Source organism: Aurantimicrobium minutum, from assembly GCF_029892845.1.
In the GTDB taxonomy this organism is placed as follows: Bacteria; Actinomycetota; Actinomycetes; order Actinomycetales; family Microbacteriaceae; genus Aurantimicrobium; species Aurantimicrobium minutum_B.
In genome coordinates this window covers 159,613-177,711 of sequence record NZ_JARXVT010000002.1, presented here as the reverse complement: position 1 = coordinate 177,711, position 18,099 = coordinate 159,613, and the positions used below count along the sequence as shown (strand labels likewise).

Here is an 18,099-nt window from a genome sequence, read left to right as displayed (position 1 = left end):
TTCTACTCACGCCGTGGGCGAACAGGGGCAGTTTTTGTGCCTTCTTGTCGTTACTCTCAAATCAAGACCTGCACAGACCATGTGTGCTGATGGGAGTTAGAAATGTTTGAGAGATTTACCGACCGCGCTCGCCGCGTCGTTGTCTTGGCGCAAGAAGAAGCCAAGATGCTCAACCACAACTACATCGGCACCGAGCACATCCTGCTCGGTCTGATCCACGAGGGCGAAGGCGTTGCCGCTAAGGCACTTGAGTCGCTGAACATCTCTCTCGATGCCGTGCGCGAGCAGGTCCAGGACATCATTGGTCAGGGACAGCAGCAGCCCACCGGCCACATCCCCTTCACTCCTCGTGCGAAGAAGGTTCTTGAGCTTTCCCTGCGCGAAGCACTGCAGCTTGGTCACAACTACATTGGCACCGAGCACATCCTGCTCGGCCTCATCCGTGAGGGTGAAGGAGTGGCTGCCCAGGTTCTGGTCAAGCTTGGTGCTGACCTTAACCGTGTTCGCCAGCAGGTCATTCAGCTCCTCTCTGGTTTCCAGGGCAAGGAGCCTGTGGCAGCAGGTAACAAGGAAGAAGCCGCTGCAGCTCAGGGTGGTTCTCAAGTTCTGGACCAGTTCGGCCGCAACCTGACCCAGGCTGCCCGCGAAGGCAAGCTTGACCCCGTTATTGGTCGTGAGAAGGAAATCGAGCGCGTGATGCAGATCCTCTCGCGCCGTTCCAAGAACAACCCTGTTCTCATCGGTGAACCCGGTGTGGGAAAGACCGCTGTTGTTGAAGGCCTTGCTCAGGCAATTGTTTCTGGCAACGTTCCTGAAACCCTCAAGGACAAGCAGCTCTACACCCTCGACCTCGGTTCACTCATCGCCGGTTCTCGTTACCGCGGTGACTTCGAAGAGCGACTGAAGAAGGTCACCAAGGAGATCCGCACCCGCGGCGACATCATCACCTTCATCGATGAGATTCACTCGTTGGTTGGTGCCGGTGCTGCAGAAGGCGCGATTGATGCAGCTTCTATCCTCAAGCCACTTCTTGCTCGTGGTGAGCTCCAGACCATCGGTGCCACCACTCTGGATGAATACCGCAAGCACTTTGAGAAGGATGCTGCTCTTGAGCGTCGCTTCCAGCCCATCCAGGTTGCAGAGCCTTCCTTGCCTCACGCAATCAACATCTTGAAGGGCCTTCGTGACCGTTACGAAGCACACCACAAGGTTCAGATCACTGATGGCGCCATCGTGGCTGCAGCAAACCTCGCTGACCGCTACATCTCTGACCGCTTCCTGCCTGACAAGGCCATCGACCTCATCGATGAAGCCGGTGCACGTCTGCGCCTCTCGATTCTTTCTAACCCACCAGAGCTACGTGATCTGGACGACCAGATTGCTCTGACGCGCACCAAGAAGGAAACCGCGATCGAAGATCAAGACTTCGAGCGCGCAGCAGCTCTTCGTGATGAAGAGAAGCAGCTCCAGGGTGAGCGCGTTCGCCGCGAGAAGGAATGGCGCAAGGGCGAAGCCGGCGGCCAGGGCATCGTGGACGAAGGCGTTATTGCTGAGGTCCTCGCACAAGCAACCGGTATTCCTGTATTCAAGCTCACTGAAGAAGAGTCCGCTCGCCTGGTCTTCATGGAGAAGGCACTTCACCAGCGCGTAATTGGCCAGGAGAAGGCTATCTCGGCACTTTCTAAGACCATTCGCCGTACTCGTGCAGGTCTCAAGGACCCCAAGCGTCCTTCTGGTTCGTTCATCTTCGCTGGTCCTACCGGTGTGGGAAAGACGGAGCTCGCCAAGGCACTTGCTGAGTTCCTCTTCGACGACGAGAACGCCATGATCTCTCTCGACATGAGCGAATACGGCGAGAAGCACACCGTGTCTCGTCTGTTCGGTGCTCCTCCCGGATTCGTTGGATTCGAAGAGGGTGGCCAGCTCACTGAGAAGGTTCGCCGCAAGCCCTTTAGCGTTGTGCTCTTCGACGAAATCGAGAAGGCTCACCCCGACATCTTCAACTCGCTCCTCCAGATTCTGGAAGAGGGTCGTTTGACTGATGGTCAGGGTCGTGTTGTTGACTTCAAGAACACCGTCATCATCATGACCACCAACCTTGGCACCAAGGAGATCTCGGGTGGTCCCGTGGGCTTCCAGCTCGAGGGCGATGCAGGTAACGACTACGACCGCATGCGCGGCAAGGTCAACGAAGAACTCAAGAAGCACTTCAAGCCTGAATTCCTCAACCGTGTTGATGACATCATCGTGTTCCCTCAGCTGAGCAAGGAAGAGCTGGTCCAGATCGTGGACCTGTTCACCAAGCGTCTGAGCGACCGCATGCTGGACCGCGACATGACCATCGAGCTCACTCGTTCGGCCAAGGACCGCCTGATCGAGGTCGGCTTCGATCCATCACTGGGTGCTCGACCACTGCGTCGTGCAATGCAGGCCGAGGTCGAAGACAAGCTCTCCGAGAAGATCTTGGAAGGACAGCTCGCAGCTGGAGACCACGTTCACGTGGACTTCATTGCTGGTGAGTTCGTTTTCACAACGACTTCGCGCGAGACTGTCGGTGCTTCTGTCGCATCACAGGCAAACGGTATTTCGGCTACGCCAGATATCGTCGCCGACGGCGAGTAATTCCTCTCGACACTATTCTTGAGGAATGACTGAATCCAGCTTTAACGTTCGCCGTGCACGCACGGCAGATGTTCCGTGGATTCTTGAGGTGACCAAGCCTCTGGTTCAATCGCGCGTTCTGCTCGGTAAAGATGCCGTGTCCATCTATGAAGCAGTGCAGGAATTCCGCATTGCTGAGGATTCCAATGGCAACCCCATTGGCTGTGGTGCGTTGCACGTCATGTGGGAAGACTTAGGTGAGATTCGTACCCTCGCTGTCGAAGAATCCTGGTTAGGCAAAGGTGTGGGCGCTGCGTTGATGCAGCGTCTGGTCGATGACGCCACCGAGCTGGGTTTAGGTCGCCTGTTCTGTCTCACTTTTGAGGTGGACTTCTTCACTCGTCACGGTTTTGTCGAGGTTTCTGACGCCATCATTGACCCTGAGACATACTCTCAACTCGTACTTTCTCACGATGAGGGTGTTGCTGAATTCCTGGATCTTGCCCGTGTAAAGCCCAACACTCTGGGAAATACAAGGATGTTGCGCCAGCTCTAGGTAACTTAGGCACATGAGCACTCCAGCACCTGGACAACCACGTCGAGTTTCTCCTGCTGTTTATCGCCGCCGCAGACTCGTTGCGCTGCTTGCATTGATCGCAATTGTGACTGCCGTTGTGTTGATTATTGTGCGTCCGGGTCAGGCCGTTCCTGAACCAACACCCACTGCTGCAGCTGTGGCGAAGAAAACCGCAGCCCCTGTGGCGAGCGAAACGCCAACACCCACGCCAACTCCCACCGTGGATGTCACCGATTACAAGGAATGTTCAACCAAGAACTTGGTTGTCTCACCTGTGCTGGATTCGGTGGACTACCAAGCCGGTGTCCTGCCGAACCTGTCTCTGACTATTCAAAACACAGGTAAGACTGCGTGTTTCTATAACGTGGGAACTTCCGCACAAGAACTTTCCATCACATCTGGAGCCGAAACATACTGGGTTTCAACAGATTGCCAGACGGAAAAGTCTGACACTGTTGCCATCTTGGAGCCAGGAGTTGTCTACCCCTCAGCACCGATTGCGTGGGAACGTCAACGCAGTGCTCCCGACACCTGTGGCGGTGACCGCCAAGTTGTTCCTGCAGGTGGTGCTTCCTACTACCTCACCGCCAAGGTCGGTGAGGTGGGCTCGAAGAGTTCCGCCCAGTTCCTTCTTTACTAGCCATTCTGAGAGTTCACTTTCTGTGAACTCGGGCGTAGGCTCATCCTCGTGACAAGTCCTTGGCTTGCCGACCCCGATGTTGTGGTTCCCGGCACTGTTCGCGCAGTCGTGCGCGATTCATGGTCGCGCGCGGAACAAAGCCAACTTGATCCTGAGCGAATGCTCTCGCCACTTCTGTTTGAGAGCTCAGAGCTCAACGACTACCGCCAGGCCCACCCCTTGGCCCAAATGATGCCTGTCATTCGCAAACTTCTTGTCCGCGATGCAGACAACGATTCCGGCATGCTCGTTGCTGTCGGCGACGCTATGGGCAGGTTGCTGTGGGTTGAGGGCGACCAGGGACTCAAGTCCAAGGCAGAGTCCATGATGTTTGTCGAAGGATCGGACTGGAGCGAATCCGTTGCGGGAACTTCCGCTCCCGGAACAGCACTCGCACTGGATCACGCCATCCAAATCCGCCGGGATGAACACTTCAATCGTCTTGTGCACGCATGGAGCTGCACGGCCGTCCCCGTGCACGACCCCGAGACCAAAGCAATCATTGGTGTTATCGACATCACCGGTGGTGAGCAAGCTGTTGATCGTCACACCATGCCACTGATGGAAGCCACGGCTCACGCCGTGGAGACCGAGTTGATGGTGAGCCGTCTGCGCAACCGTGACTCGTCCAAGAATGCACCGAGCTCCAAGTTTGTTCTGTTCAACAACCTTCCTTCGGCTCCGAAGAACAAAGCAGCTCGCGCCACGATGCACATCCTGGGCCGTGACACCGCCCTCGTCACCATCGAGGACCGCTCTATAGAACTCACCCAGCGTCACGCCGAGATCATGACCCTGCTTGCGTGGAACCGGTCAGGGCTCTCAGCTGAACGGTTGTCAGAACTGCTCTGGGGAGACTCCTCGTTCACGTCACGACTGCGCGCCGAGATGGTGCGCTTGCGCAAGTTGCTTGATAAGTTCCACCCTGGACTTGCTCCCGAATCCAAGCCTTACCGTTTGCCCGAGCAGGTGGAGATTGATGCCCAACAGGTTGTGGCGCTTCTCGATCGTGGAGCACATCGCGCAGCGCTGTCCGCGTTCCGCGGGGCGCTGTTGCCAGACTCTGTTTCGCCAGGTATCGAAGACATTCGTGAAGAAGTCTGTATGCATTTACGCGAGTCACTCCTGAGCGATGCTTCAGTTGAAGTTCTGATGGACTTCGCCAACACTGAACAAGGCTTGGAAGACATTGATGTGTGGCACCAGGTGCTCAAGATGTTGCCCATCAAATCTCCCAAGCGTGCCCATGTTGTCGCTCACGTGGAGAGCCTCAGCATCGCTCAAGACATGTAGCTTTCACTGCGCAACTTTCTGCAACCTTCCTCGCCGTAACGTGTGAACTGCCAAATTAGGCACTAACGACAAAGACGTCGAAAGGTAAAGAAATGACCGTCTATGCAAACCCCGGCACACCCGGTGCCGTCATGTCCTACAAGGGTAGGTACGACAACTACATCGGTGGCAAGTATGTCGCCCCCTCCTCTGGTGAGTACTTCGAGAACATCACACCAGTAACCGGTCAGGTTTTCTGTGAAGTAGCTCGAGGAAACTCCAAAGATGTCGACATGGCTGTTGCAGCTGGTTGGAAGGCATTCGAGAGCTGGGGCAAGACCAGCGTCACCGAGCGCGCCATCATCCTGAACAAGATCGCTGACCGCATGGAAGCCAACCTTGAGCTTCTGGCTGTTGCCGAGACTTGGGACAACGGTAAGGCTGTTCGCGAGACCATGGCTGCGGACATCCCACTTGCTATTGACCACTTCCGCTACTTCGCAGGCGCTATTCGTGCTCAAGAAGGTTCGATTGGTGAGCTCGACGAGAACACCGTCGCCTACCACTTCCACGAGCCTCTCGGTGTTGTTGGCCAGATCATCCCCTGGAACTTCCCCATCCTCATGGCTGTCTGGAAGCTTGCTCCCGCACTCGCTGCAGGTAACTGCATCGTGTTGAAGCCTGCTGAGCAGACTCCTGCTTCGATCCACGTTCTGATGGAACTCATCGAAGACCTGCTTCCTGCTGGTGTTCTCAACATCGTCAACGGTTTCGGTATTGAAGCTGGTGCACCTCTTGCTTCTCACAACAACATCCGCAAGATCGCGTTCACTGGTGAAACCACCACAGGACGCCTCATCATGCAGTACGCAAGTGAGAACCTGATTCCTGTCACCTTGGAACTCGGCGGCAAGAGCCCCAACATCTTCTTCGAAGACGTTGCTTCTCAGAAGGACGCTTACTACGAGAAGGCTCAGGAAGGTTTCACCATGTTCGCCCTGAACCAGGGTGAAGTCTGCACCTGTCCTTCACGTGCACTGGTTGCCAAGCCCATTTATGACGGCTTCATGGCAGACGGTATTGCTCGCGTGGGCAAGATCATCCAGGGTAACCCTCTCGACACCAAAACCATGATGGGTGCTCAGGCTTCCAACGATCAGCTGGAGAAGATCCTCAGCTACATCGACATCGGAAAGCAAGAAGGCGCCAAGCTCCTCTGCGGTGGTGAGCGTGCTGACCTCGGTGGAGAACTCTCCGGTGGTTACTACGTCCAGCCCACCGTCTTCGAGGGCAAGAACTCGATGCGTATCTTCCAGGAAGAAATCTTCGGCCCTGTGCTGTCGGTTACTTCCTTCAAGGACTACGACGAGGCCATCTCGATCGCGAACGACACCCTCTATGGTCTCGGCGCTGGTGTGTGGAGCCGCCAGGCAGACACCTCCTACCGCGCAGGTCGTGCCATCCAGGCCGGTCGCGTGTGGACGAACACCTACCACCAGTACCCCGCTCACGCCGCCTTCGGTGGTTACAAGCAGTCTGGTATCGGTCGCGAGAACCACAAGATGATGCTCGATCACTACCAGCAGACCAAGAACCTCTTGGTCTCCTACGCAGAAGGCCCCATGGGCTTCTTCTAAATCGGCACTATCTAAACGGATAAGTACACAGGAGAATCGTGAGTATGGACTTCACCCGAGTTGAATGCACGCCTGAAGCTGAAGAGCTCATGCGCAAAATGACGCTCAAGCACGGTCCACTCATGTTTCACCAGTCGGGGGGCTGCTGTGATGGCAGCTCCCCGATGTGTTACCCCGTAGGAATGTTCAAAATCGGCGGATCGGACATCCTGCTCGAAACACTCCATGTCGAGGGAATCCCCTCCATCGAGTTCTATATGTCCGCCTCTCAGTATGAGTACTGGAAGTTCACCCACCTCACAGTTGATGTGGTGAAGGGTCGAGGCAGCGGTTTCTCCGTTGAATCCCCTGAGGGTGTGCGCTTCATGATTCGCTCACGCATGCTCGATGATTCAGAGATTGAGCACTTCGGTTTGCTCAAAGCTGAGTCTGTTTAGAACGCAGCGTCAATCTCGCGCTCACGCGCATCTTTGGCAGTGTCAAAGGCTGCCTTCAAGGCTGAACGCAGTGTTCCCACCTTGTCATCAATACGGGTGGTGAAGCCCAAACGAGTCGCTTCAGCATCACGCTGCTTGCCGCCGTTTACTGGTCGGATCTCTCCAGCAAGAGAGATCTCACCAAAGGCAGCAACGGTGTGAGCAATGGGCTTGTCATGGAATGCACTGGCCACTGCGATGGCAATGCCTAGGTCAGCACCAGGTTCATTCAAGCGGACTCCACCCACGGTGGAGACGTAAACATCTTTGTCACTGAGTTTGAGTCCAGCACGGCGTTCGAGCACAGCAAGAAGCATGGCCACGCGAGAGCTATCAACACCGTTGGTTACACGGCGAGGATTGGGTGCACTGGTGGGAACAACCAGAGCCTGAATCTCAACAGGAAGTGGACGGCGACCTTCGAGGGCAACGGTTGCACAGGTTCCCGAAACGGCAACAGCAGAACGGCTCAAAAACAGTCCACTGGGATCGGGGACTTCGGCAATGCCGTCACCGGTCATCTCGAAGCAACCAACTTCATCGGTAGGGCCGAAGCGGTTCTTCAACGCGCGGACAAACCGCAGCGCGGTTTGGCGGTCACCTTCGAACTGGCAGACCACATCGACTAGGTGCTCGAGAAGGCGAGGACCGGCAATGCTGCCGTCCTTGGTCACGTGACCTACAAGAAGAATCGGGAGGTTGCGTTCCTTCGCTACGCGAATGAGAACGCTGGCGACTTCGCGCACCTGACTAGGACCGCCAGCGAGACCTTCAACTGCTGAACTCGCAACAGTCTGGACAGAGTCCACTATCAGAAGGGCAGGGGAGACAGCATCGATCTGACCAATGATGGTGGAGAGATCGGTCTCAGCGGCGAGATAAAGATTGTCGGTCAGTGCGCCCGTGCGAGAAGCACGTAAGCGCACCTGGCTGACGGATTCTTCCGCGCTGACATAGAGAACCTTGGCTCCGGTCTTCGCTGCGCGCGAAGCAACCTCAAGAAGAAGAGTGGACTTTCCCACACCAGGTTCACCTGAGAGCAAGATGGCAGCGCCTGGAACAATGCCACCGCCGAGCACTCGATCGAACTCATTGATCCCACTAGCCCAATGCTTGAGCTCGCCATCGGCAGGGACTTCCGTGATGGGACGCGCAGCATTTGCTTCGCTCACGACCACGGGCTTCATCTTGACCTGGATGCCCGTCTTGGTGGCTTCCTCAACGACGGTTCCCCAGGCTTGGCATTCGCCACAACGCCCCACCCATTTGACGGTGTTCCAACCGCATTCGGTGCAGGTGTATCCAGGAGATGCTTTGGCCATGCGGACAGCCTAGCTTTCACCGCCGACAGTGGATTGGTGGCTGGCGCGAGCTGTGCGTAAACTCTTAGCTATTGGTTCCGTGTCCGAGCGGCCGAAGGTGCAACTCTCGAAAAGTTGTGTGCGTGAAAGCGCACCGTGGGTTCAAATCCCACCGGGACCGCCATGTGATGTCGCAAGACATCGGAATCCTCTGAACCCACGGGTTCAGGGGATTCTTTCATTTCTGGGGTTGATAATCCCTGCTCGTATCGAGTGTGAGTTCACGGATCAGTTCGCCTGTTTTCTTGTCAACGACGCGGATTTCTAAACCATCGACGAGCAGGATCACTCGCGTGTTTTTGTAGGGTCTGCCGATTCCGATGTGGTGCATTTTGCCTGCCTGTCGAAATGAGATCGAACCGTTTTCATCAACTTTGTCGTAGCGGACTCTGGGTTCGGTGTTCAGTTGTGTTGGGTCCGGTTTTGCTTTGCTGAGTGCTTCATAGGCCCCAGCTGGTGTGCGGCGTCCGAGGGATCTGTGGGGCCTGTGGTGGTTGTAGTCGGTGACGAATGTGTTGATGAGGTGTTGGAGTTCTTCCAGGGTGTGGGCCGGGGTTTGTTGCCTCAGCCATTTCTTCATTGTTTGCTGGAATCTCTCGACCTTTCCGCAGGTTGTGGGGTGTCCGGGTGTTGAGTTCTTTTGTTTGATTCCTTGTGTGGCGAGGTGTGCTTCGAGGGCGTTGAGACTGTTCAGGCCTCGTCTTCCGGCGGCAAGTTTGGTGGTGAACACCATGCCGTTATCAGTCAGAGTTGAGGCGGGTTCACCGTGTTTTTGTGTGGTTTCTTGGAAAGTTGCCAGGACGATTTTGGCTGTGATGCGGTGGTGGGCTGAGACGTGGAGGGCGAAGCGGGAGTGGTCATCGATCCAGGTAATGATTTCTGTGTCGACTCCTGTGGCAAGGCGGAAATGGGTGAAGTCTGACTGCCAGGTCTCGTTGGGTAGGTCTGCTTGAAAGCGGATGTAGGAGGAGCGGGGCCGTTTCTGGGGTTGGGGTGTGATCGCCCCTAAGCGTTTGAGGTGACGCCAGATGGTGGCGGGATTGATCCGGATGTTGTGGTGGGTTTCCAGGTGCCAGGCAATGGTGTGGGCGCCTGCGTCATGTCCGGCTGTTTCGAGAGTGGCTCTGATTTCTCGAATCAGGTCGATAGTGCTTTGTGGGGTGGCTGTTGGGGTGGTGTGTGGGCGTCGGGTTTTGGGTGTGAAGGCAGCTTCGCCTTCGTGTTTGTAGCGTGTGAGGAGTTTGGAAACCCAGCTTTGGGAGACGCCGTAACGGCGGGCAGCTTCATCTTGTGTGAGTTGTTCAACGTTGATGGCGGTGATGATGAGCCGGGCTTTGTTCATTGCTCAATTTGAGCAGTGAATTATTCCGATGTCTTGCGACAGGTTATTCCTATGTCCTGCAACCACACACCACCGGGACCGCCATGTGATGTTGGAAGACATCCGAATACTCCGAACCTACGGGTTCGGAGTATTTCTTTTTCTTGGTTGGCCTATTCCGATGTGGTGCGTTGTTACTGCATAGCTGCATTGGAAAAAAGATCTACAGTTTTAGCGGGAATAAACTAACAATATGGCTGAGCCCCTCCACCCCACCGCTGAGAAGTTGATGCAGGCGGTGTCAGAAATGCTCAACTCTGACAAACCACACGACATTCTTGTAGACGAGGTCCTCAAGCGTTCTGGAGTGCAAAGAGGATCCTTGTACCACTTCTTTGGTGACTTCCCGAGCCTTGTGCGTTCGACTTTGCTTCACCGTTTCAGCGCAAATGTGTCCGCTGATGGCGCGGCAATGCTGGTCATTGCGGAGAACGCCACATCCAAAGAGGACTACTGGAAGAGAATCCGCGCACTGAGTGCCATTACCCAGGTCCCTGAACGCGCAGCTGCACGAGCTGAGCGCGCACGCTTGATTAGCCTCGCTTCCTCGGATACTCACTTCGCTGCCGCATTGGCTGTCGAACAGCAAAATGTCACGGACGCTGTATCGAAAGCAATCGCGACAGCTCAAAAAAAAGGTTGGGTTGATCAGCAGCTCAATCCAGACGCCATCGCCGTCTTTTTACAGGCTTATTCTCTGGGACGCTCCGTCGACGATGTTTCCACGAAGCAGATCGACAACGCGTCTTGGCAGCTCGTTGTAGATGCAGCAATTGGAGCATTTGAAGCCAGCAGTTGATAGGGAGGTTGGCGGATTAATTGTTAGTTGATAATTTATCAACTAACATCAATAACTATGAAAAAGTTCTTTCGCGTTAAGTCGCTCGCAGCAATGGTTCTTGTTGGTTTTTCTTTGATTGGCTTCGCATCCGTTGCTAATGCTGCTCCTCTCGTAAACGCGACAGCAACATCCAGCTCTGAAGTAGGAACAACAGGAACCAACGCAACCCCAATTACTGTCACTGCCACTTCAGTGAGCGGTGCCCCTGCAAATATGTTTAACGTGGATCTCCCACAAGGCTGGTCTTTCGTATCCCCCGCAGCAAACTGCAGCAATATGACTCTGACCGGTTTCTCAGCCTCACCGTTCTGTCAAACAATTAACTTCAGCTCAACAGATGGTTTCGCTACCATCCAAATTGCTTCTGGAACTTTCACTGCAGGACAGACACTTTCCATAACTTTTGCTGCATCATCGATAAACGTTTCAGGAACGCGCAACTTCAACGTGACGCTAGCCGATTCGCAGGCTAGTGGCGCAACTGTCGACACAGGAATAGCGACCCTTGCAGGAGGCGTGACACAGACAACTGTCACCTTCAATGCAAACCAAGGAACCGGTGTCATGGCCGATCAGGTCGCAAGTGCAACGTCACCGCTTACTGCAAATGTCTTCTCTCGAAGTGGGCACACCTTTGCCGGGTGGAACACCGCCGCTAACGGTGCTGGAACCACATACGCAGATGGCGCTTCCTACCCTTTCACTGCAAATACCACCCTCTACGCGCAGTGGACTGCTGTTTTGGCAACTACCGGAGTTGACGCCGCAGGCTTTATTGGCACAGCAGCTTTCATGTTCATATTGGGCGCAACTTTGATTGCATACCGAGCTACGAGCCGCAAGAAGACTCAAAAGAGTTAGTAACTCAATGGTTACTCCCTTCACCACTCAAACGAAGCTCACGGTGGAGGGAGTAGTCCTGCGATCCGCGAAATCTATGTCTGCTCAATGGGCACCTAAGGCTGTGCTTTGAGAGGTACGAATCATCACTTCTCTCCAACGCACTAGCGTTGAAGTATGACGTCACCTGAAACATCCGAAACAACCGAGGCAGAAACTGCTCCCGAAACCATTAAGTTCTCAGAACTGGGGTTGTCCGACGCAGTCCTCAAGTCTCTGAAGGATGTCGGTTACGAAATTCCTTCTGCTATCCAGGCAGCCACCATCCCCATCCTTCTCGAGGGAAAGGATGTTGTTGGTCTTGCCCAGACGGGAACCGGTAAGACTGCAGCTTTTGCGCTGCCCATTCTCTCCCGCTTGGACCTCTCTCAGAAGAGCCCCCAAGCCCTTGTTCTTGCTCCCACCCGTGAACTCGCACTCCAGGTTTGTGAAGCATTCGAGAAGTATGCCTCTCACATGAAGGGCGTTCACGTTCTTCCTGTTTATGGTGGTCAGGGTTACGGTGTTCAGCTATCAGCTCTGCGTCGCGGCGTCCACATCGTGGTGGGTACTCCCGGTCGCATCATGGACCATTTGCAAAAGGGAACCCTTGATCTCACCGAGCTCAAGTACTTGGTCCTCGATGAGGCTGACGAGATGCTCAAGATGGGCTTCGCAGAAGACGTCGAGACGATCCTCGCGGACACTCCTTCTGACAAGCAGGTGGCACTGTTCTCGGCAACCATGCCTGCCCAGATCCGCCGCATCTCTAAGCAGTACCTCAATGATCCTGAAGAAGTCACGATCAAGAGCAAGACCACAACCTCTTCGACCATCACTCAGCGTTACCTCATGGTCTCCTACCCCCAGAAGGTGGATGCGCTGACGCGCATCCTCGAAGTTGAAAACTTCGAAGGCATGATCATCTTCACGCGCACCAAGAACGAAACCGAAACCCTCGCAGAGAAGCTCCGCGCTCGCGGATACTCCGCAATGGCCATTAACGGTGACGTCCCGCAGGCCACTCGTGAGCGCACTGTTGAGCAGCTCAAGTCCGGCAAGCTCGACATCTTGGTTGCCACCGATGTTGCTGCTCGTGGTCTCGACGTGGAGCGCATTAGCCACGTGGTGAACTTCGACATCCCCATCGACACTGAGTCTTATGTTCACCGCATTGGCCGAACCGGTCGTGCAGGTCGCAGCGGTGCTGCTATTAGCTTCGTCACTCCTCGTGAGGGCCGCTTGCTCAATGCGATTGAGCGAGCAACACGTCAACCTTTGACTCAGATGCAGCTGCCCAGCGTGGAGGACGTGAACGTCACACGTCTCGCTCGTTTCGACGACGCCATCACCGAAGCACTGGCTCAGCCGGACCTTATTCTCCAGTTCCGTGAGATCGTGGGCCACTACATCGAACACCACGATGTTCCAGAAGCTGATGTTGCCGCAGCACTCGCTGTTGTTGCTCAGGGAGACTCTCCTCTTCTGCTCTCTGCGGAGGACGAACGTGCTCAGCGCTACGCACGTGAAGAACAGACTCGCAAGGAACGTGCTGAACGTGGTGACCGCGGAGATCGCGGCGGTCGCAATGACCGCAACAGCCGCGGTGATCGAGGCGACAGAGGTGACCGTGGAGATCGCGGAAGTCGCCCTTCTCGTGATGACCGCTACTCGCGCGACGACCGCCCACCCCGTGAGCGTTTCAACCGCGAGGACCGACCTGAGCGTCGCCCACGTGAGAACAACCAGCCCATGTCCTCGTACCGAATTGAAGTGGGAAAGCGACACAAGGTGGAGCCTCGCCAAATTGTGGGTGCACTCGCCAATGAGGGTGGCCTGAGCCGCGATGACTTTGGCGCGATCAAGATTCTTCCCGATCACTCCATTGTTGAGCTTCCCGCCAACCTCGGCAGTGATGTTTTCGGCAGGCTCGAAGGAACTCGCATCAGTGGAAAGCTGATCGAACTTCGTGCTGACAGCTCCTCCTCTGCACGTCGCGACGAGCGCGACGAGCGTCCGGCACGCAAACCCCGTCACTAATCACGAGGAGTACCCTCATGCACAAGTCACTGTTCTGGGTTTACCTGGTTCTGTCGATTATCGGACTCGTCACAGCGTGGATCTTTAATGGGCTTGCTGTCATGAATAACGAGGACTACATGGCTGCCTGGTTTGGCACGGCAGTGGATTGGGTCCTCTCGGCCGACTTCACGATTGTTGCTATCGCCGTCGTGGTGTTCATGATCAGTGAAGCTCGTCGTCTGAAGATGAAGCGCGTTTGGCTCTACATCCTGCTTTCGGGTGTCACGGCAATGGCCTTCACTTTCCCGTTGTTTATGGCTATGCGTGAACGGCAGTTGGCAAAGATTTCTTCCACAGAGATTCCTGCCTAGGCTGAAGTCATGGAAAACGACAACTCGATCAAAAGCATTGGTTCCAAGAACTCGGTCTTGAGTCTGTGGTCAACCAACTCGTTTATGTCGATTGGTTCCAGAGGTTCTGCGTTCTCGATCGGATCCATTGGATCTTTCGGCAGTATTTTTTCTGTCGGTTCATTCCTCAGCGTGCTGAGCATCATGTCGAGCCTGGCCTTCTTAGGGCTGATGGCTTCTAAGAAGCGTCGGGTGAAGAAAACAAACCTTTGAGCTTGCTCAAACGAGAGACAGGTTGTTCGTCAACTGTGTTCTCTTCTTCCGGTTCAATGACGGGAATGGGATTGTTCGCGAGTATCTCATTGTCCTGGCGAATGCGGTCGTAAAACTCATCGCTGGACAGGCCGACTATGTCGGGATACTTCACCACATAGTCAGGACGCTTACGCATTTCGTTGCGGAATTTGAAAGCATCAAGCTCATCCTCAAAGAAGGCGCTTGATTCCTCTGTCATTGTTCCCCCGAACGGCTTAATCTTTCAGATTAAACAATACCGGGGGAATTCCCCTGCCCTCAAGGTGGTTTTCCCCTTAATTGCACTTGTTGTGCACTCTCTGGAGATATCCCACCTTCTCGTGCCAGTTTCCGATAGAAATAGGTCATGAGCGTGCGAACTCCAGATCCCAACGGCGGCTGGCTCAGTGATGACGAACTCTCCTCTATCCGCCGCCGCTTGCCTCTTCTCTATGTCGAGGCCGTCCCTGTGCGTGTTGATGGCCTAGGAGTTGTGACGGAGGTCGGGTTGCTGCTTCGCGCTAACGCCACCGGTGGCATGCGCCGCACAATCGTTTCCGGACGTGTGATGTATGGGGAAACACTGCGTGAAGCGTTGTTCCGCCACCTCGAGAAAGACCTGGGCCCGATGGCCTTCCCGCTGTTGCCAGCGAACCCCAATCCATTCCACGTTGCAGAGTACTTCCCTCTTCCCGGTATCTCCCAATTCACGGATGAGCGTCAGCACGCGGTGTCCCTGGCATATGTCGTTCCCGTCACAGGGACCTGTGATCCACGTCAAGATGCCCTCGAAATTACCTGGCTCACTCCCCAAGAGGCGGCTAGTGAAGCGGTGACTGCAGAGATGGAAGGCGGTCGTGGAACTCTTCTTCGTGCCGCGTTGGCCTCTGTGGGAGCACTGAAATAGAGCTTTCTGCGAATAGGGGGATAAACCCCCTATTTGTACTTGTCCCCTAAAATTTCGCAAAAAACAGCCCGTATACTTGTCAAGACTGTTTATTCTGGCTTGTTTGGCGAAAGGACACCGTGGATAACGATCTTCCCGTTGTGCTTGCCAAAAAAGGCTTAGACCCTGAGCAAGTAAACGTTGCACTGAGTGACGTCCAGGTTGAGGTATCTCGACTGGAGTCTGAGCGCGCTGAAATCGATAAGCGCATCGACACCTTGACCCGAGAAATCGCAGAGGTCCGCAGTGCGATGAAGCGCGCCAGCGCTAAGCCTTCCTTCTCTGACTTGGGTGCCGCTTTTGAGCAGACGCTTCGCGTTGCTGAAGAGCAGGCCGGCAAGCTCATTGCGGATGCCCAGAATTCCAGCTCCAGCACTCGTCGTGCTGCCGAAGCAGATGCTGCATCGATTACCGAAACTGCGGACAAGCAGGCCGTCAAGGTTGTAGCAGATGCTGAAAGCCGCGTTGAACGTCTCCTCACAGAGTCTGAAAAGAAGTTTGAAGACACTCTCAAGGCAGCCCGTGCATCTTTCGCCAATGCTGAGGCTCAGTTTGCTGAAGCGCAACAAGTTGCAGCTTCGATCTCCGCAGAGGGTGAGCAGAAGCGAGCCAATCTTGAGGTTGAGCTTGCCCGCGAGATTGATCAGTCACGTGGAGAGATTGCAACACTTCGTCAGCTCCACGAGCGTGACCACCGTCGCATCAGCGACGAGGTGGATGCCGCTCGTGCGAAGGCAGAGCGCGAAAGTACTCGTCTCGCTTCCGAGAACGAAACCTACATCCGTCACTTGCTAGAAGATTCTCAGCAGCAGCTCGATGAGGCTCGCTTGCGTGCTCGCGAGATGGTCGTTGAAGCACAGAAGAACTTCGGCCAGGCTCGTCAAGACGGTGTTGCTCTGGTTCGTGAAGCTCGCGAGACCGCAGCAGGCATTGTTCGCCGTGCTCGTGCTCGTGCACAGACCCTGACCGAACGTCTCGAAGAACGTAACGCTGTTCTCTTGGCCAACGGAGAGCAGCTTGTGGAAGATCTTTCCTTCGAGCGTGAAGCTGTTGAAGCTTTCAACTCTGAGTTGCGCATTATCTCGATGAGTGAGCGTGTTTCTGATGACGCAGAAATGCCTTACGACTTTGACACGATTGTTGACAAGCACGTTGAGGAAGAAATTTCCGTGGAGTCTTTCGGCATGCTCGATGAGTCTGTTGCCCCCGAGAAGTCGGAAGGCTAGGGCTGAGACATGGACATCACTCGTAACTTCCGCACCGTTCGCAAGAACGGCTATGACCCCGCAGATGTGAAGCGCGCATTCCGCGATGCTGAATCTCGCGTGGAAGAACTTCTCCAGACCACTCGTTCTGGTGTCGCAACCGTAGACAAGCTCGAGCGTGAACTTGCAGATATGCGTGACGCTCTGCGTCGCTCTAACGCCAAGCCCACCTTTGCTGACCTTGGTTCTGCTTTTGAGCAGACCCTTCGTGTTGCAGAAGAGCAGGCAGACAAACTCGTTGGCGATGCTGACGCTGACGCCAAGGTTGTGCGCGAATCTGCTCGTGCTGCAGCAGAGCAAGTCACTCGCACCGCTCGCAACCAGGCCACGAACCTGGTCAACGAAACTGAAGCCAAGATCGAGGACAAGCGCCTCGAGGTTGAGCGCGAAGTTTCTCAGCTGTCAATGGAAGCAGAGACGCTGATTCTTCAGGGTCAGACCCTCAAGGAAACAGCGATGCGCCGTGAGGCAGCCCTTGTTGCTGAAGCTGAGCGTGACGCTGCTGAAGTTCGTTCGCGTCTCCACCAGGAAATTGAAGACGTCAAGACTGAGCTTGAAACTCTCCGTCAGATTGCAGAGCGTGAACAGCTCCGCATTGAGCGTGAGATCAAGCTTGCTTTGGAAGAGGCAGAGCGTGAGCGTCTGACTCGTCACGAAGAAGCAGTTGCTTTTGTTGAGGCTCAGACGCAGGAAGCTTCCGACACTCGTCGTGACGCTGCTGATGAAGCAGACAACCTCAACGAGCAGACCGATACTTTCTCCGAAAGTGCGCGTAACGATGCTGAGGCTCTTCTGTCAGCAGCACGCGAATCTGCAACCAACATGATTAGCCGTGCACGTTCACGCGCTGAAACCCTGGCGATCCTCTTCGACGAGCACGCTGCAGAAATGATGGAGAAGGCAGAGCGTCGTCGTGACGGTCTCGAGCGTCAGCGCGAAGCGATGCGCGAATTCTCTCTCGAACTCAAGGCTCTTGCTTCGGCCGACGCGATGGTGTCGATCGATGAGTCCGAGTCGCTGCGCGACTAAGTAGTTTTACTTCCAGGTCGGGGCAAGCTTTTTCAGCTTGGCTCCACGAATCTGCCAGAACGTCCACATTCCCAGAAACAACAGGGGCGTGAGCAGACCTGCTTTGATCACCAAGCGGTCGCGATACAGCGTCTGCTTGTTTCCTGTTTCTGACACCGCCATTCGGTGATCCCACGACTTCACCACTGCAAGTGGGCCAGACAAGGGCTTGCCAGAATCCACCATCATTCGCACACCACCGGGGCGTTGGGTGAAGGAGATGTCAATGGTTTGACGGCCCATGGGAATGAAACCGAGAAGTCTCATGGACACTTCGTGAGGACCGTCACCAAGCCAGGCTTCTGGAAAACCGCCCTTTTCTTTGCTGGTGATCTTCATCAGTGGTGAAGACACAGCATTGAAAACAGCAGGGTTCGCAATCGCACGCCAAGCAGCGTCAGGCTCGCAGTCGAGCGTGAGGCGAAGAAAGACGTTCACGAGAATCCCTTG

General features: G+C 55.1%; 18 protein-coding genes and 1 tRNA gene. 15 read left to right on the top strand and 4 right to left on the bottom strand.

Features of this window, described 5'->3' with window-relative positions; genetic code table 11:
- Positions 1–102: 102 nt before the first annotated feature.
- The 6 genes from M2118_RS03410 (at position 103) to M2118_RS03385 (ending at position 7,203) form a co-directional block, all read left to right on the top strand.
- A complete protein-coding gene (locus M2118_RS03410) occupies positions 103–2,622 on the top strand; it encodes an ATP-dependent Clp protease ATP-binding subunit (RefSeq protein WP_280794552.1) in 2,520 nt (839 codons plus the stop codon).
- A gap of 25 nt (positions 2,623–2,647) precedes the next feature.
- Complete coding sequence (locus M2118_RS03405; RefSeq protein WP_280794551.1) at positions 2,648–3,157, top strand: amino-acid N-acetyltransferase; 510 nt, start codon at positions 2,648–2,650, stop codon at positions 3,155–3,157.
- Positions 3,158–3,170: 13 nt separating this feature from the next.
- Positions 3,171–3,818: a hypothetical protein gene (locus M2118_RS03400; protein ID WP_280794550.1), complete on the top strand. Its 648-nt coding sequence runs from the start codon at positions 3,171–3,173 to the stop codon at positions 3,816–3,818.
- 48 nt (positions 3,819–3,866) lie between these two features.
- On the top strand, positions 3,867–5,150 hold the full coding sequence (locus M2118_RS03395) for a helix-turn-helix domain-containing protein (RefSeq protein ID WP_280794549.1): 1,284 nt from the start codon (positions 3,867–3,869) through the stop codon (positions 5,148–5,150).
- A 92-nt stretch (positions 5,151–5,242) separates the two neighbouring features.
- Positions 5,243–6,766 carry an acetaldehyde dehydrogenase ExaC gene (exaC, locus tag M2118_RS03390; RefSeq protein ID WP_280794548.1) on the top strand — a complete coding sequence of 508 codons (1,524 nt, stop codon included), beginning with the start codon at positions 5,243–5,245 and terminating at the stop codon, positions 6,764–6,766.
- A gap of 44 nt (positions 6,767–6,810) precedes the next feature.
- Complete coding sequence (locus M2118_RS03385) at positions 6,811–7,203, top strand: DUF779 domain-containing protein (protein WP_280794547.1); 393 nt, start codon at positions 6,811–6,813, stop codon at positions 7,201–7,203.
- Here the strand turns inward: M2118_RS03385 and radA are convergent.
- Entirely contained in the window at positions 7,200–8,564 is a 1,365-nt protein-coding gene (gene radA, locus M2118_RS03380) for a DNA repair protein RadA (protein ID WP_110232691.1), read from the bottom strand. The genes M2118_RS03385 and radA overlap by 4 nt on opposite strands.
- 73 nt (positions 8,565–8,637) lie before the next feature.
- Here radA and M2118_RS03375 point away from each other — a divergent pair.
- Positions 8,638–8,727: transfer RNA gene (locus M2118_RS03375), tRNA-Ser, on the top strand.
- Between the two features lie 54 nt (positions 8,728–8,781).
- Here the strand turns inward: M2118_RS03375 and M2118_RS03370 are convergent.
- The gene (locus tag M2118_RS03370; protein ID WP_280794546.1) at positions 8,782–9,945 is read right to left on the bottom strand and encodes an IS481 family transposase; all 1,164 of its coding nucleotides are present in this window, start codon (positions 9,943–9,945) and stop codon (positions 8,782–8,784) included.
- A 232-nt stretch (positions 9,946–10,177) separates the two neighbouring features.
- On the opposite strand from M2118_RS03370, the gene M2118_RS03365 reads away from it, so the two are divergent.
- The 5 genes from M2118_RS03365 to M2118_RS03345 all read left to right on the top strand — a co-directional run bounded on the left by M2118_RS03365 (position 10,178) and on the right by M2118_RS03345 (position 14,349).
- Positions 10,178–10,783 (top strand): TetR/AcrR family transcriptional regulator, encoded by a 606-nt coding sequence (locus tag M2118_RS03365; RefSeq protein ID WP_280794545.1) that lies wholly within the window; start codon positions 10,178–10,180, stop codon positions 10,781–10,783.
- 57 nt (positions 10,784–10,840) lie between these two features.
- Positions 10,841–11,686 (top strand): InlB B-repeat-containing protein, encoded by an 846-nt coding sequence (locus tag M2118_RS03360; RefSeq protein ID WP_280794544.1) that lies wholly within the window; start codon positions 10,841–10,843, stop codon positions 11,684–11,686.
- A gap of 156 nt (positions 11,687–11,842) precedes the next feature.
- Positions 11,843–13,744 (top strand): DEAD/DEAH box helicase, encoded by a 1,902-nt coding sequence (locus tag M2118_RS03355; protein WP_280794543.1) that lies wholly within the window; start codon positions 11,843–11,845, stop codon positions 13,742–13,744.
- 17 nt (positions 13,745–13,761) lie between these two features.
- Positions 13,762–14,097, top strand: a complete 336-nt coding sequence (locus tag M2118_RS03350; RefSeq protein WP_280794542.1) for a DUF2834 domain-containing protein — start codon at positions 13,762–13,764, stop codon at positions 14,095–14,097.
- A gap of 9 nt (positions 14,098–14,106) precedes the next feature.
- Positions 14,107–14,349 (top strand): hypothetical protein, encoded by a 243-nt coding sequence (locus tag M2118_RS03345; RefSeq protein WP_280794541.1) that lies wholly within the window; start codon positions 14,107–14,109, stop codon positions 14,347–14,349.
- Here M2118_RS03345 and M2118_RS03340 read toward each other — a convergent pair.
- Entirely contained in the window at positions 14,315–14,590 is a 276-nt protein-coding gene (locus M2118_RS03340) for a hypothetical protein (RefSeq protein WP_280794540.1), read from the bottom strand. The two genes, M2118_RS03345 and M2118_RS03340, sit on opposite strands and share 35 nt — an antisense overlap.
- 147 nt (positions 14,591–14,737) lie before the next feature.
- Here M2118_RS03340 and M2118_RS03335 point away from each other — a divergent pair, with 147 nt between their 5' ends.
- The 3 genes from M2118_RS03335 (at position 14,738) to M2118_RS03325 (ending at position 17,610) form a co-directional block, all read left to right on the top strand.
- A complete protein-coding gene (locus M2118_RS03335; RefSeq protein ID WP_280794539.1) occupies positions 14,738–15,277 on the top strand; it encodes an NUDIX hydrolase family protein in 540 nt (179 codons plus the stop codon).
- Between the two features lie 119 nt (positions 15,278–15,396).
- Complete coding sequence (locus tag M2118_RS03330) at positions 15,397–16,542, top strand: hypothetical protein (RefSeq protein ID WP_280794538.1); 1,146 nt, start codon at positions 15,397–15,399, stop codon at positions 16,540–16,542.
- Between the two features lie 9 nt (positions 16,543–16,551).
- Complete coding sequence (locus tag M2118_RS03325; protein ID WP_280794537.1) at positions 16,552–17,610, top strand: hypothetical protein; 1,059 nt, start codon at positions 16,552–16,554, stop codon at positions 17,608–17,610.
- Positions 17,611–17,616: 6 nt separating this feature from the next.
- Here the strand turns inward: M2118_RS03325 and M2118_RS03320 are convergent, their stop codons facing one another.
- Positions 17,617–18,087, bottom strand: a complete 471-nt coding sequence (locus tag M2118_RS03320) for a hypothetical protein (protein WP_280794536.1) — start codon at positions 18,085–18,087, stop codon at positions 17,617–17,619.
- Positions 18,088–18,099: the final 12 nt, after the last annotated feature.

Coding starts and splice junctions, on each gene's coding strand:
- M2118_RS03410 (WP_280794552.1), top strand. CDS start 103: ATGTTTGAGAGATTTACCGACCGCGCTCGCCGCGTCGTTGTCTTGGCG.
- M2118_RS03405 (WP_280794551.1), top strand. CDS start 2,648: ATGACTGAATCCAGCTTTAACGTTCGCCGTGCACGCACGGCAGATGTT.
- M2118_RS03400 (WP_280794550.1), top strand. CDS start 3,171: ATGAGCACTCCAGCACCTGGACAACCACGTCGAGTTTCTCCTGCTGTT.
- exaC (WP_280794548.1), top strand. CDS start 5,243: ATGACCGTCTATGCAAACCCCGGCACACCCGGTGCCGTCATGTCCTAC.
- M2118_RS03385 (WP_280794547.1), top strand. CDS start 6,811: ATGGACTTCACCCGAGTTGAATGCACGCCTGAAGCTGAAGAGCTCATG.
- radA (WP_110232691.1), bottom strand. CDS start 8,564: ATGGCCAAAGCATCTCCTGGATACACCTGCACCGAATGCGGTTGGAAC.
- M2118_RS03370 (WP_280794546.1), bottom strand. CDS start 9,945: ATGAACAAAGCCCGGCTCATCATCACCGCCATCAACGTTGAACAACTC.
- M2118_RS03365 (WP_280794545.1), top strand. CDS start 10,178: ATGGCTGAGCCCCTCCACCCCACCGCTGAGAAGTTGATGCAGGCGGTG.
- M2118_RS03360 (WP_280794544.1), top strand. CDS start 10,841: ATGAAAAAGTTCTTTCGCGTTAAGTCGCTCGCAGCAATGGTTCTTGTT.
- M2118_RS03355 (WP_280794543.1), top strand. CDS start 11,843: ATGACGTCACCTGAAACATCCGAAACAACCGAGGCAGAAACTGCTCCC.
- M2118_RS03350 (WP_280794542.1), top strand. CDS start 13,762: ATGCACAAGTCACTGTTCTGGGTTTACCTGGTTCTGTCGATTATCGGA.
- M2118_RS03345 (WP_280794541.1), top strand. CDS start 14,107: ATGGAAAACGACAACTCGATCAAAAGCATTGGTTCCAAGAACTCGGTC.
- M2118_RS03340 (WP_280794540.1), bottom strand. CDS start 14,590: ATGACAGAGGAATCAAGCGCCTTCTTTGAGGATGAGCTTGATGCTTTC.
- M2118_RS03335 (WP_280794539.1), top strand. CDS start 14,738: ATGAGCGTGCGAACTCCAGATCCCAACGGCGGCTGGCTCAGTGATGAC.
- M2118_RS03325 (WP_280794537.1), top strand. CDS start 16,552: ATGGACATCACTCGTAACTTCCGCACCGTTCGCAAGAACGGCTATGAC.